This window comes from Oceanobacillus salinisoli (genome assembly GCF_009733865.1).
Taxonomy (GTDB): domain Bacteria; phylum Bacillota; class Bacilli; order Bacillales; family Amphibacillaceae; genus Oceanobacillus; species Oceanobacillus salinisoli.
The window spans coordinates 176,127-189,358 of the sequence record NZ_WOFB01000002.1; the positions used below are offsets into that span (position 1 = coordinate 176,127).

The following is a 13,232-nucleotide window of genomic DNA, read 5'->3' on the forward strand; positions in this document are numbered from 1 at the left end:
AGAGGTTCTAGGCTCCCGAATGATTTCGAGCCAGTTTTAAAAGGTCACGTAGAAGGTTTCTAGGTTCCCGAACAATCTCGAGCCAGGGTGAAAAGGTCACGTAGAAGGTTTCTAGGTTCCCGAACGAGTTCGAGCCAGCGTAAAAAGGTCACGTAGAAAGGTTCTAGGTTCCCGAAGAAGCTCGGAACTAAACATGAAGGTCACTTAGGGCCAGGTTGAGCTACAACGACAACCATAAATTATCAAGACGAACGATTTCTAATCTAATATGGGACTTATGAAAAAAGAAATCCGAACTAATTCAAATTCTAATGAAGAATTTTGAATCACAGTTCGGATTTTTCTTTAAACTAAAACACTTTATCTCAGTCTTTAATTTGCCTTCAGCAATATATCGTAGCCATCATTTTCATTTTGGATAAATGCTTCTTTGGGAGCACGAATAATTTGGTTTATACACCAAAAATCAATGAAACTAATCCCAATATGCATACAAGTGAAGAGCAGTATATACAGGTAATAGTCAACGAATAAATAGGTTGCGAATATACCTGTCAGTGATACTAATATCGTTGGTGATAATAGTACAATTAAAGAAACTTTTTTTGTGATATGGGTTTTTGTATAATAGGTAAAAACAGGAATAAATTTTATTTTTAGTTTATAGACAATTTTCGCTCGTTTTCGCATGATTAATAATGGTAGAATATGCATAAACGAGTGAATGGTAGGCATAAAACAAATTGCTATTATAAATGGAATAATTCCGGCTTCATGGGAACGATTGGTTCCGTGATAAATAGAAAAAGGAACATAAAGAATAATGAATGATAGAACACCAATTAGTAAGGAAATTAAAAGTGTTCTGCTCTGCCCCATTTCTTTATTAGGGTTGATTGATTTCCAGCAATTCATGTTGAATCACTCCCATGCTTCATAAATTTGGTATGCCCATCAAGAGTACTTCAAGAATAATAGTATGAATCGGAATAAAAATCAATAGTTTTTTTGTTATTTTTATGTGAAAATATAATAAATATTATTTCATGTATATAAAAAGTGTGAGAATTATTTAGTGTATTTATAGAAAATGGGCAGAAGAAGCAGACAAGCTATGATATAACAAAAGAATTTTTACCTTTAAAATGGAGGTTTTTTAAGTTGAAGGATATTAGGAATTGTAATACTTCTTCATTTCATATACATTTACTATCTAAAATTATCGATATAGATGCATTTCCATTTATTAAACTAATTATTGAGAAAAATATAACGGAAACAGAATATGAGGGATTAATGCAATTTCTAAACCAACTAAACGAGACTTATTTGCAGCAAAAGGAAGAGGGGCTCATCGATTTTACAACATTGCTTGTTCAATTTGCTGGAATGCTAAATGAAAAATTGGATCCTAATGAGACGATTTCGGCATTAAAAAAAGAAGGATACTATCCTTCTTTAATGGCTGAGTTTACAAAAATCTTATTATATGAATCCAAACTTCGAAAAAAGTAATTAATCTCCTTCTGCTTTCTTGAAGAGCAATTCCAATTCTTTATGAAAGCCAATAATTTCCTTCAGCCGATCTGTAATGTTATCAGAATCTGTTGAAGGCTCATCCTTCTTTTGTTGTCTTTCAATTAATCTCTGAATTTCTTCTAAGGATTTCTTTTGGCTATTTGCTGCATCCATCCATTTTTTGATATAAAAATCCATAAATATTTTATACAGTGGAGAATTTGCTTCATATAAATCTTTTCGTACTCCTTTCTTCCATACACGTGTTACTAGATTCAATTCCGATAGACTTCGAATATTCGTGCTCATGGAAGTTTTGCTTTTACCTAAAGCTTCACTCATCTCATCAAGTGTAAGCGGTTTTCCTGAAAGGTATAAATAAGAAAATAATCTTGCTTCAACAGGATTTAATCCGAACAGTTCAACTGTTTTTGCCAATTCTGTCATTATTTTATGTGTGGTTTCTTCATTCTTCCATGTATTCATGTTCCAACCCGTCCCCTCTATGTAAACCTTACACGAAATAGAAAGGAATTAAAAATGCGTCATTGCCTAGGATTTTGGAGGAAATGGGAGGAAAAGAAAGGAATATCTTTGTATTTTTTGTACAGTTTAAACTGTACGTAAAATATATCCAAAAACAACCGTATTTTAAGTTTGTACAAAACAAATGATTAGGTATATAGTAGTAAGGTAGTAATTTGCTGTTTAGAACTTTCGGTTTGCTTATATAGCAAGCAACGATGATATTGGCTAAACACATAAGTTGTAGATAAATTGTTAGAAAGAGGTGAAAGATATGCCAATCATAGAAGTAGATAAATTAACAAAGATATTTGGAAAGAATACAAAACATGCACGAAAGCTACTTGATGAAGGGAAATCTAAAGAAGCCATACTGAAGGAAACAGGGAATACGGTTGGTGTTAATCAAGCCTCATTTTCTGTAGAACCAGGAGAAGTATTCGTGATCATGGGTCTATCAGGGAGTGGTAAGTCAACTTTAGTTCGACTTATTAATAGATTAATAGAGCCAACATCAGGAAGTATCTATATTGATGGAGAAGATTTGTCTAAAATGGATAAGCCTGCTCTTCGTCAAGTACGAAGAGAAAAATTAAGTATGGTATTCCAAAAATTTGGTCTGTTTCCACATCGAACCATTTTGCAAAATGCAGAGTATGGATTGGAAATACAGAATATACCGAAAGAAGAACGGGAAAATAAAGCAAAACAAGCGTTGGAATTAGTGGGGCTTGGGGATTATATTCATCAATACCCTGGTCAATTATCAGGTGGGATGCAGCAGCGTGTAGGTCTGGCCAGAGCGCTGGCTAATGATCCAAAGGTGTTATTAATGGATGAGGCATTTTCAGCACTGGATCCACTGATTCGTAAAGAAATGCAGGATGAGCTGCTTGACCTGCAAACATCGATGCAGAAGACCATTATATTTATTACACATGACTTGGATGAAGCATTACGTCTTGGAGACCGAATTGCATTAATGAAAGATGGTTCCATTGTACAAATTGGAACACCGGAAGAAATATTGGTACAGCCAGCAAATGATTATGTTGAAAAATTCGTGGAAGATGTGGATCGGTCTAAGGTGCTGACTGCTCAGCACATTATGAAACGACCGGAAACAATAAATGTGGAAAAACATGGTCCTCGTGTAGCACTGGAAAGGATGAGAGAAGAGGGTCTATCCAGTATCTTTGTCATTGACAGTAAGAAAAACTTGAAAGGATACATCACAGCTGAGGATGCATCTGATGCACGGAAAAAAGACATCAAAGATTTACAGCAAATCATTAGAACAGATATGCCAAAAGTAGAAAAGGATACGGCATTGCATGATATATTTACCATCATTCATGACTCACCGGTTCCAGTAACCGTTGTGGAAGAAGGAAAATTAGTAGGGATTATTGTACGTGGTTCGGTAATTGCAGCACTAGCTGGGGATAGCGAGGTGAATTTAGAAAATGCTTAATAGTTTATTAGACTTTGCGCCAAGAATACCAATTGCTGAAGGAACTGAATGGTTGACAGATAAAATAACAGATGTATTTTCATTTCTGTTTGATCCTATCAATAAATACTTTGGCAATTTTATGGATTTCGTTGCAGATGATGTATTGATGGCCATTCCGCCTTTCATTTTTATATTAATTATAGCGGTGATTGCATTCTTTGTATCAGGTAAAAAGTTTGGTTTGGCGACGTTTTCGATTGTCGGGCTGTGGCTCATATACAATCAAGGGCATTGGGATAATTTGATGAATACCGTAACGCTGGTACTGTTGGCAAGTATTTTATCTGTGATTATTGGTGTTCCAATTGGAATTTTAATGTCGAAAAGCAAGACTGCAAATGGAATCATTACTCCAATTCTTGATTTTATGCAGACGATGCCTGCATTTGTGTATCTGATTCCAGCAGTAGCGTTCTTCGGTATTGGAATGGTGCCTGGGGTGTTTGCGTCCCTTATCTTCGCAACTCCTCCTACAGTTCGTTTTACAAACTTGGGAATCAGGCAAGTATCCGAAGAATTAGTCGAAGCGGCAGACGCATTTGGTAGTACTGGTGCACAGAAGTTATTTAAAGTAGAATTGCCAATGGCTAAATCAACCATTATGGCAGGTATTAACCAAACCGTTATGCTGGCTCTTTCCATGGTTGTTATTGCTTCCATGATTGGGGCACCAGGCCTTGGTAGAGAGGTTTTATCATCCTTGCAGCGTGCACAGGTTGGTACTGGTTTTGTGGCAGGACTTGGAATTGTTATATTAGCAATTATTATTGATCGTATTACACAAAGTATGAACAAGAAAAAAGATTAAGTTGTTGGTATCTTTTCTCTACGAAAAGTTTCCATATATAAATTATAAAGAAGGGGAGATTCATAGTTATGTTTAAACTTAACTGGAAACGTCTAAGTGTTGCAGCTGGACTTTCATTATCATTATTTGCAGCAGGTTGTGGAGCTGCAGAAGAAGAAACAGACACAGATACTGGTTCTGAGGAAGGTACAGAACAATCAGCATCCCTTGAAGGTCAAGAAATCGAATTGGCATACGTAGAATGGGATACAGAAATCGCATCTACACATGTTGTTGGAAAAGTACTTGAAGATTTAGGTTATGATGTAGAATTAACACCACTTGACAATGCCGTTATGTGGGAAGCTGTCTCTAGCGGAGAAGCTGATGGTATGGTTGCTGCATGGTTACCAGGAACACACGAAGCTCAATATGCAGAGTATGGAGACCAGATGGTTGATTTAGGATCAAACCTTGAAGGTGCTGCGATTGGTCTAGTTGTACCAACATATATGGATGCAGATTCTATTGCTGATTTAACAGAAGAAGCTGGACAAACAATTACTGGTATTGAACCAGGTGCTGGTGTTGTAGCTACAGCTGAACAAGCTTTAGAAGACTATGAAAACTTAGAAGGCTGGGAAGTACAAACTTCTTCAAGTGGTGCGATGGCAACTGCATTAGGCCAAGCTTATGAAAATGAAGAAGAAATCATTGTCACGGGCTGGTCTCCACACTGGAAATTTGGTAAATACGACCTTAAATATCTAGAAGACCCTGAAGGATCATTTGGTGAAGCAGAAGTAATTAATACGATGGTTCGTAAAGGATTAGAACAAGATGCACCAGAAGCTTATCAAGTATTAGATAACTTCTATTGGGAAACGGAAGATATGGAAGAAGTAATGCTTGCTATTCAAGATGGTACTAGTCCTGAAGATGCAGCAGCTACTTGGGTTGAAGAAAACCAAGATAAAGTTGCTGAATGGACAGAAGGCATCGAATAATTCATATAACTTTTTTATAAAGGCTGATACGTATAACCGGTATCAGCCTTTATATTAAACTTTTGTAAGTATGGTTGCTTTTAAATTTTGATAGTTACTCTTAGAAAACAGCTAAAAAAAGTAGAGGAGTTTCTTATTGTATGTTATTTAACAATTTAAGATGGAAAAAATTCGTATTTTTCATTGGGTTATCACTTGTATTAATTACTGCTGGCTGTGGTTCAGATGATACAGCAGGCGAAAGTGAAGAAATAAACTATAGCGAAGCGGTGGATTACACGATTACCGGTATAGAACCAGGAGCAGGCCTAACTATAACGACAGAAAAAGCTATACAGGAATATGAGAATTTAGCGGGATGGGACTTAGAATTGTCTTCCACTGGGGCCATGGTAACAGAGCTTGGTCAAGCTATTGATAATGAGGAACCAATAGTTGTAACTGGATGGAATCCACACTGGAAATTTGTCAAATATGATAACTTAAAATATCTAGAGGATCCTAAAGGTGTTTTTGGGGGAGAAGAAGTCATTAAAACTATAGCTAGAAAAGGGTTGAAGGAAGAGAAACCAGATGCCTATAAGATTCTAGATCAATTTTATTGGGAAGTAGAAGATATGGAAAGTATTATGTATGAATCATCTGAGACAGGAGCAGAGATCCAAGAGGTAGCGAAAAAGTGGGTAGAGGATAATCCAGAAAAAGTTGCAGAATGGACAGAAGGAGTAGAGGATGGGGATGGGGTTTCTGTTGAACTGATATCTATTCCATGGGATACAGAACGTGCCTCTGCCTATGTTATGGCCGAAGTATTAGAGCAAAAAGGGTTTAATGTAAAAGTTACTCCAGTTGATGTAGCTGTTGCTTTTGAAGCAATTGCAAATGGTGAAGGGGATGCTTCACTTATCGCTTGGATGCCAATTACTCACAAGGATTTTTATGAGCAATATGAAGACCAATTCGATGATTTGGGAGAAAATTTAAAAGGTGCCAAAATTGGATTGGTGGTTCCAGATTATATGGATATCGATTCCATTGAAGACCTGGAGCCAAAGGAATAAATGAAAAGGCCATCTGCTAAGGATGGTCTTCTTACATGTAAGAGACGTATAAAATTTTAGATGTAAAAATAATCATTTTTTAGAATATCCTCTTTAAGAAAACAGCCAATAGAAGAGAAAAAATAAAGCTTTCTCCTTATAGAAAAAGCTTTATTTTTGCTTAGGAAATTATAAAATGTAAAACCTGTGGATAATTTGCATTACTATAAGTAGCCACATCCAGCTCCAGCGCCCAGCGACTAGCGAGACTTCCTTCACCTCCGTACGATAAAAAAGACTTGCCGATTGGTGAAACCAGAGGCTTAGTCGCACTTATACCCTGGCGGTGAAAGTCAACATCGACTGAGGTTTTTAGGAAGGCCGACTAAAAGCGGGCTCTAGCGCTCAGGCGTCGGCATACCCCTATGAAGGGGCATATTTCCTTTATCTCCTGCGGGGACTGTTCGGTTAAACCACCGCTTTACGCGGTAACACCGAACCACCTGGCATGGCCAGGCGCAGTCCGTACGTCGCTAAACGGGCGCTTGCGCTTTTGTTCTTAATTTTGTTGTTTCACTTTTTCTTCCAGGTCTTTTAAACTACTTTCAATTTGTTCCAGATAATTGTGAATACTTTCCTGATGGGGTTCAACCGTTTGTTTCCATTCTTCTACGGATTGTTTTATATCCTGTGTTAGATCCTTAATTAAAACGGCACTTTCTTTCGTAGTTTCCGTGATTTGTCTCTTAAGCCGCAGACCATCTTCTTTTAAATGATGTAACATTTCCCTGAGGTCCTGCTCCTTAAAACGGCTGCGAAGCTCTCTTCCGGATGAAGGTGTCGTTAACAATGCCACAGAAGCACTAACTGCTCCACCAACGACGATTCCTAATACGAGTGATTTTGCTCTTGACATAAAAAAACACGCTCCTTTCATTAAATTATTATATCATTTTTTCCAATTATTCTATAGTGAAGCCATTCAAATAAAAATGTTTTACTATCGGCCGTCATGATTAAAAAAATCCTCTGGCATGGTGTATGCCAGAGGATTCATTTTTACGCTACGCTGCAGCAAATTTGGTTCGCTTCATAATGGATTGTACAATTGGATATACAACTACCATAATAATCGTGTTTACTGCTGCTGCTGGCAGAATCGCACCTATAAATAATGCGATAAATCCACCTTCCCCTAAACCAGCGATTAAAGCAACTACCGCCGCAAAAATCGAACCACTGATTAAAGTCCCGATAAAGGTTAGTACAGGTGCACTAATCGTATTTTTTGCTCTATTTTGTAAGAATAGGAATAATGCCAAAACAACAAAAGCTGTAATTGGTTTATCAATCATATTGGCAATTTGTCCCCCTGGAGCTTGTGTTGTTAATGCAGAAATAACACCTGATACTAATGCTAATAATAAAACATATTTTGCCCTTGGAAATAGAAAAATGCCTAAAAACATCATGGATAACAGCATATCTGGTTTCACTCCAAATATATAACCTGGAACGAAAGCATGAAGCACTGTCCCAATCCCTATTAACAGGGATAAAGTAATTAATATACGAATATTCATTTTTTACCTCTCCTCATCTATGCATTTCTATGCTCTACTGTTCTCTTCCCAACTGTAAACTATTTTTCAGCTGCGGAATGTATTGTAATTATAACAAAAAACGTTCTAAATAAAAAGTACTATTTTTTAATTTCCATTTTTTCTGACTAATTTGTAATGTTTTGATTAATTTCTGCAGCAATTTGTTGTAAATCTTCGGATGTATACTCATCTGAATGGGTTTTCCAATTTGGTGTGTAGCCGTCTCCTTCACCATAACGTGGAATCAAGTGAATATGTAGGTGAAACACAGATTGTTCTGCTGCTTTTTCATTATTATTAAGCAGGTTCATGCCTAATGGCTGATAGGTTTCTTTAATAGCATTAGCAATGATTGGAATACGTTGAAATAATTCTTTTGCTACTTCTGGTGGGGTTTCGAAAATATTTTTGGTATGGGTTTTTGGAATGACTAGAGTATGGCCTTTTGTGACCTGGGAAATGTCAAGAAAAGCATACACTTTTTCATCCTCATATACTTTTGCGGAAGGTATCTCACCGTCAATTATTTTACAAAAAATGCAATCCTCATGACTCATTTTTACCACTCCTTCTTTTTTAAAAAATAAGAAAGTATAAATTTGCGCTTTGATGTCTAGCTCCACGCCCAGCGACTAGCGGACTTCCCTCACCTCCGTACGATAAAGAAGACTTGCCGATTGGTGAAACCAGAGGCTTAGTCGCACTTATACCCTTGAGGTGAAAGTCAACATCGACTCAGGTTTTTAGGAAGGCTGACTAAAAGCGGGCTCTAGCGCTCAGGCGTCGGCATACCCCTATGAAGGGGCTTGTTTCCTTTTCGCTCTTCAAGCATAAGATTCACTAAGATTTTTACATTCGTAAAAATCAAGATCATCTAATCTCCTACGGGGACTGTTCGGTTAAAACCGCCGCTTTGCGCGGCAACACCGAACCACCTGGCATGGCCAGGCGCAGTCCGTACGTCGCTAAACGGGCGCTTGCGCTTTTCTTATTATAGTTATTGTATAAGGGGAAGGGGACAAAGTAAAGCAATTAGGATGAGCTGGGGAGTTAGAAAAAGAAATAGGCCCAGCTCGCCTCCCAAGCGAACCAGACCTATTCTTTGCGAAGAAACAGGATGGTAAAACCTAATGAGTGGGGACCTGTAAACTTGTTAAATCGAGTTTAACTTTCGTTTACAAAAACCTTTTTGTCAGCATCTCATATATGAGACGGGTTCTGGCAAAAGGGTTTTCTGCATTAGAACGCCAACACTAACACCTCATTTGTGTGTTATTGGTCATCAAATTTAGAGTAGTTTATCGTTTACTAACACCTCATTTGTGCTTTGAGTAACACGAAACTACATTAGTAACTCGATCACTAACACCTCATTTGTGATTCACACGTTCGTAAGTGTTTGCTATACATCCTGTTTCTTCAATAACTATTTTGTGCGGATTTGTGTTTCTTATACAAAGGTACTTAATTTTTTTGATGTGAGTAATAGTAAGCAGTAGAATACTTCATAAGTAAAGAAAAATTACAAAACTGAATAGGCCTCCCTATCACTCAACCCAAATGGCTAAACGTGTCGAAAATTTACTCACGGTTTATTTTGGAAAAGCTATGTAAAAATGATAAAATCAAGGGTAGTGAAGAGGAGGAAATGATTTGGATTCATTGCTGCACATAGACAATCTTTATGGTGGATATACACATAAAAATGTATTGCACGGGATTTCCTTTGAAGTTCAGTCGAAAGAAATCGTTGGACTTATCGGTTTAAATGGTGCAGGAAAAAGTACGACCATTAAACATATTATTGGCCTGATGCAGCCAAAAAAAGGGAATATTTCCGTTAATGGAAAAACGTTTAAGGAAAACCCGGCATCTTATCGAAATCAAATGGCATATATTCCAGAAATGCCAATTCTGTACGATGAATTAACCTTGTATGAACATCTTCATTTAACCGCAATGGCTTATGGGATTAGTGAAGAGGAATTTGAGAAAAGACTGAAGCCACTCTTGAAAGAATTTCGCATGGAGAAAAAGCTGAATTGGTTTCCGGTGCATTTTTCCAAAGGGATGCGCCAAAAAGTCATGATTATGTGCGCGTTTTTAATTGAACCGCCACTATATATTGTGGACGAGCCATTTGTTGGGTTGGATCCATTAGGAATTCAATCCTATCTTCAATTAATGAATGAAGTGAAAAATAATGGATCTGGTGTTTTAATGTCCACACACATTTTAGCTACTGCGGAACGTTACTGTGATCGATTTGTTATATTGCATGATGGAAAAATACGGGCGATGGGGACACTAGAGGAACTACGTGATAGCTTTAATATGGCTGGTGCAACCTTGGATGATTTATATGTACAGCTTACAAAGGAAGATAGCCATGTTTGATTCCCATGCGTTTTATAAAAAGCGTTTGTCTGCCCATATGAAGGAATTGGGGCGCTACTTGCGCTATATATTGAATGGGCATATGGTTATTGTCATTTTCTTTTTAATATCGACTTTAGCTGTATATTATCAACAAGTCCTAACCAAGCTGCCGGAGTATTTTCCCACAGCTTTAATCATTGGAATATTATTTGGCTTGATAGCAAGCTATAGTCCTGTTCGTACGTTGTTAAAAGAGCCTGATTTAGTTTTTCTCATCGTTGCTGAAGATAAAATGGATGCTTATTTTCGCAATTCGTTAATATATAGCTTTGTCATTCAACTGTATGCCATCCTGCTTCTTGCGGCCGCCTTAGGTCCTTTATATTTCGCAACTTATCCAGACCGATCCGGAAATATGTATTTGCTAAGTATCCTGGTTTTGCTCATAATCAAGATAGCCAATCTATTTGCAAATTGGTGGATGCTTAAAGTAAGGGATAAAAACATACGCCAGCTGGATATGCTAGTTAGAACACTATTGAGCATGGTAATTTTATATTTTGTTATACGAGGGGATCTTCTATTTGCGGGGATTACGACCGTAATTTTCGTGCTGCTTTTTCTGTATGATTATACTTTTTCCAAAAAACAACACGGAATAAACTGGGATTTACTAATTGAAAAGGATCAGCACCGGTTACAGGCCTTTTATCGTTTTGCCAATATGTTTGCCGATGTTCCGCATTTAAAAGTTCGAGTGAAAAAGCGTCAATGGCTGGTTAATCTCGTTACGAAGGGTATTCCGTTTAAAAATAGCAATAGTTATGATTACTTATTTCGAATTACTTTTGTTCGAAGTGGGGAATATCTGGGGATGTACTTCCGTTTAATCGTTATAGGTGGTATATTTATCTATTTGATTCCAAACATTTGGATAAAAGTCATTTTCAGTATTTTGTTTATCTATTTAAGCACCTTCCAAATGATGGCTTTGTACCATCATCATAGGACCAATATATGGCTAGATTTGTATCCTTTAGAATCAAAAGAACGGAAGCAATCGATTATTAAAATTTTATACCAGCTAAGCTTTATACAATCCGTTCTATTTGCTCTGGTATTTATTGTGATACAGGATTACCTGGGCTTCCTGCTCGCATTAACAGGAGGCATATTATTTAGTGTGGTATTTATTAATGGATATGTAAAAGCTAAATTAGCATGAAAAAGGAGAGAGGGAGTCCCTCTCTTCAGGCTGTCGAGAAACCCTCGGCAGCCTGTTTTAATTTAGAATACTTTAACAATTCACCGCGTTAATTTGGTATAATATAAGTAATAATAAAAGGCGGTGGTTAGGTTGTTTCATACAAGGAATAATACTCAAAATGAAGTAGAATTTGTTTGTCTTGAAGACTTGGTACCTCAGGATCATTTACTTCGTAAAATTGATAAATACATTGATTTTTCTTTTATTATAGATAAGGTAAAGCCGTATTACTGCGAGGACAATGGTCGCCCTTCCTTAAATCCCCTTGTCTTATTTAAGATGATGTTCATTGGCTATTTCTTTGGAATTCGCTCGGAACGTCAACTGGAAAAGGAAATTCAAACGAACTTAGCTTATCGTTGGTTCCTTGGATTAAAGCTTTCCGACCCGGTTCCCCATCATTCCACCATTAGCTGGAATCGTCGTAAACGATTTAATAATACCAACATATTTCAAGAAATCTTTGATGAAACCGTTCTAAAAGCTATCAACCATCGAATGGTTGGAGGAAGGGTTTTATTTACTGACTCCACCCATTTGAAGGCAAATGCCAATAAGCACAAATTCTCGAAAGAAGAGGTAGAGATAGAGACTCGAGACTACATAGAAGAACTGAATAGAGCTATTGAAGAAGATCGGAGACAACATGGAAAAAAGCCACTAAAGGACAGAGAGGAAGTGAAACAAAGACGATTCGCAAAAGTAAAACGGATCCGGAGAGTGGCTTCATGTCCCGTGATCATAAACAAGAAATGTTTTGTTACCTAGACCACCGTACAACGGATATGAAATATAATATTATTACGGATGCTTACGTTACCCCAGGAAACGTCCATGATTCCGTACCGTATTTAGAACGCTTAGATAGGCAAGTGGAAAAATTTGACTTCAATGTAGAAGCTGTTGCTTTAGATTCCGGTTATCTGACGAATCCAATTTGTAAAGGACTGGCTGATAGAAAGATATTTGGAACGATTGCCCACCGAAGATTTCATCCAACTAAAGGACTTTTTCCAAAATGGAAGTTTAAATATGATAAGGATCAAAATTATTATATCTGCCCGAATGGCGAGACATTAGCCTATTCCACGACAAGTCGAGATGGATATCGAGAATATAAATCAGATCCTAAGAAATGTGCAACCTGTCCACTCTTAGATCAGTGTACACGATCAAAAAATCACCAAAAAGTATTAACCCGACATGTCTGGGAAGAGCATAAAGAGAAGGTTCGCGAGAATCGTTTATCTTCATCGGGAAAGATGCTTTATAAATATAGAAAAGAAAAAATAGAGCGAAGCTTTGCAGATTCAAAACAACTGCATGGGCTTCGCTACTGCCGGTTGAGGGGATTGCATAACGCGGGCGAGCAAGTATTACTGACTGCAGCCTGCCAGAACATGAAGAAGATTGCCACACACCTAGCAAGACTAGGTTAGGTGTGTGGGAGCCTATTTTCAATTAAAATTCATTCTTCAATACATTACTTAAAAACCATTTTAAACTCATATTAAAAAGCTTGTAGAGAAAAAACACCCACTTTCTCTACAAGCTGGAGAGAGGGAGTCCCTCTCTTTTTCATTTCACGT

General features: G+C 37.3%; 13 protein-coding genes. 8 read left to right on the forward strand and 5 right to left on the reverse strand.

Annotated elements, in window-relative coordinates:
- Positions 1-372: 372 nt before the first annotated feature.
- The gene (locus GMJ66_RS02660; protein WP_156288796.1) at positions 373-915 is read right to left on the reverse strand and encodes a DUF3267 domain-containing protein; all 543 of its coding nucleotides are present in this window, start codon (positions 913-915) and stop codon (positions 373-375) included.
- 246 nt (positions 916-1,161) lie between these two features.
- Here GMJ66_RS02660 and GMJ66_RS02665 point away from each other — a divergent pair, with 246 nt between their 5' ends.
- Positions 1,162-1,515, forward strand: coding sequence for a DUF1878 family protein (locus tag GMJ66_RS02665; RefSeq protein ID WP_156288797.1), 354 nt, complete (start codon positions 1,162-1,164; stop codon positions 1,513-1,515).
- On the opposite strand, the gene GMJ66_RS02670 is transcribed toward GMJ66_RS02665, so the two are convergent.
- On the reverse strand, positions 1,516-2,004 hold the full coding sequence (locus GMJ66_RS02670) for a GbsR/MarR family transcriptional regulator (RefSeq protein WP_156288798.1): 489 nt from the start codon (positions 2,002-2,004) through the stop codon (positions 1,516-1,518). It lies immediately after the preceding gene.
- A gap of 313 nt (positions 2,005-2,317) precedes the next feature.
- Here GMJ66_RS02670 and GMJ66_RS02675 point away from each other — a divergent pair, with 313 nt between their 5' ends.
- The 4 genes from GMJ66_RS02675 to GMJ66_RS02690 all read left to right on the forward strand — a co-directional run bounded on the left by GMJ66_RS02675 (position 2,318) and on the right by GMJ66_RS02690 (position 6,414).
- Positions 2,318-3,517: a quaternary amine ABC transporter ATP-binding protein gene (locus GMJ66_RS02675; protein WP_156288799.1), complete on the forward strand. Its 1,200-nt coding sequence runs from the start codon at positions 2,318-2,320 to the stop codon at positions 3,515-3,517.
- Positions 3,510-4,367, forward strand: a complete 858-nt coding sequence (locus GMJ66_RS02680; RefSeq protein ID WP_156288800.1) for an ABC transporter permease — start codon at positions 3,510-3,512, stop codon at positions 4,365-4,367. The genes GMJ66_RS02675 and GMJ66_RS02680 overlap by 8 nt, the downstream gene beginning before the upstream one ends.
- Positions 4,368-4,435: 68 nt before the next feature.
- Entirely contained in the window at positions 4,436-5,353 is a 918-nt protein-coding gene (locus tag GMJ66_RS02685; protein WP_156288801.1) for a glycine betaine ABC transporter substrate-binding protein, read from the forward strand.
- Positions 5,354-5,493: 140 nt separating this feature from the next.
- A complete protein-coding gene (locus tag GMJ66_RS02690; protein WP_156288802.1) occupies positions 5,494-6,414 on the forward strand; it encodes a glycine betaine ABC transporter substrate-binding protein in 921 nt (306 codons plus the stop codon).
- Positions 6,415-6,952: 538 nt separating this feature from the next.
- Here GMJ66_RS02690 and GMJ66_RS02695 read toward each other — a convergent pair.
- From GMJ66_RS02695 to GMJ66_RS02705, 3 genes are all read right to left on the reverse strand, one after another.
- Positions 6,953-7,309, reverse strand: a complete 357-nt coding sequence (locus tag GMJ66_RS02695; protein WP_156288803.1) for a YtxH domain-containing protein — start codon at positions 7,307-7,309, stop codon at positions 6,953-6,955.
- A 148-nt stretch (positions 7,310-7,457) separates the two neighbouring features.
- Entirely contained in the window at positions 7,458-7,976 is a 519-nt protein-coding gene (locus tag GMJ66_RS02700) for a tryptophan transporter (RefSeq protein ID WP_156288804.1), read from the reverse strand.
- 146 nt (positions 7,977-8,122) lie between these two features.
- A complete protein-coding gene (locus GMJ66_RS02705) occupies positions 8,123-8,554 on the reverse strand; it encodes an HIT family protein (RefSeq protein ID WP_156288805.1) in 432 nt (143 codons plus the stop codon).
- 1,096 nt (positions 8,555-9,650) lie between these two features.
- Between GMJ66_RS02705 and GMJ66_RS02710 the strand changes: the two genes are divergently transcribed.
- From GMJ66_RS02710 to GMJ66_RS02720, 3 genes are all read left to right on the forward strand, one after another.
- Entirely contained in the window at positions 9,651-10,394 is a 744-nt protein-coding gene (locus tag GMJ66_RS02710; RefSeq protein WP_156288806.1) for an ABC transporter ATP-binding protein, read from the forward strand.
- Positions 10,360-11,601: an ABC transporter permease gene (locus tag GMJ66_RS02715; protein WP_331279653.1), complete on the forward strand. Its 1,242-nt coding sequence runs from the start codon at positions 10,360-10,362 to the stop codon at positions 11,599-11,601. The genes GMJ66_RS02710 and GMJ66_RS02715 overlap by 35 nt, the downstream gene beginning before the upstream one ends.
- A 132-nt stretch (positions 11,602-11,733) precedes the next feature.
- A protein-coding gene (locus tag GMJ66_RS02720) for an IS1182 family transposase (RefSeq protein ID WP_407939186.1) occupies positions 11,734-13,082 on the forward strand; the annotation gives its coding sequence in 2 pieces (ribosomal slippage) (positions 11,734-12,327 and positions 12,330-13,082; 1,347 coding nt in all).
- Positions 13,083-13,232: the final 150 nt, after the last annotated feature.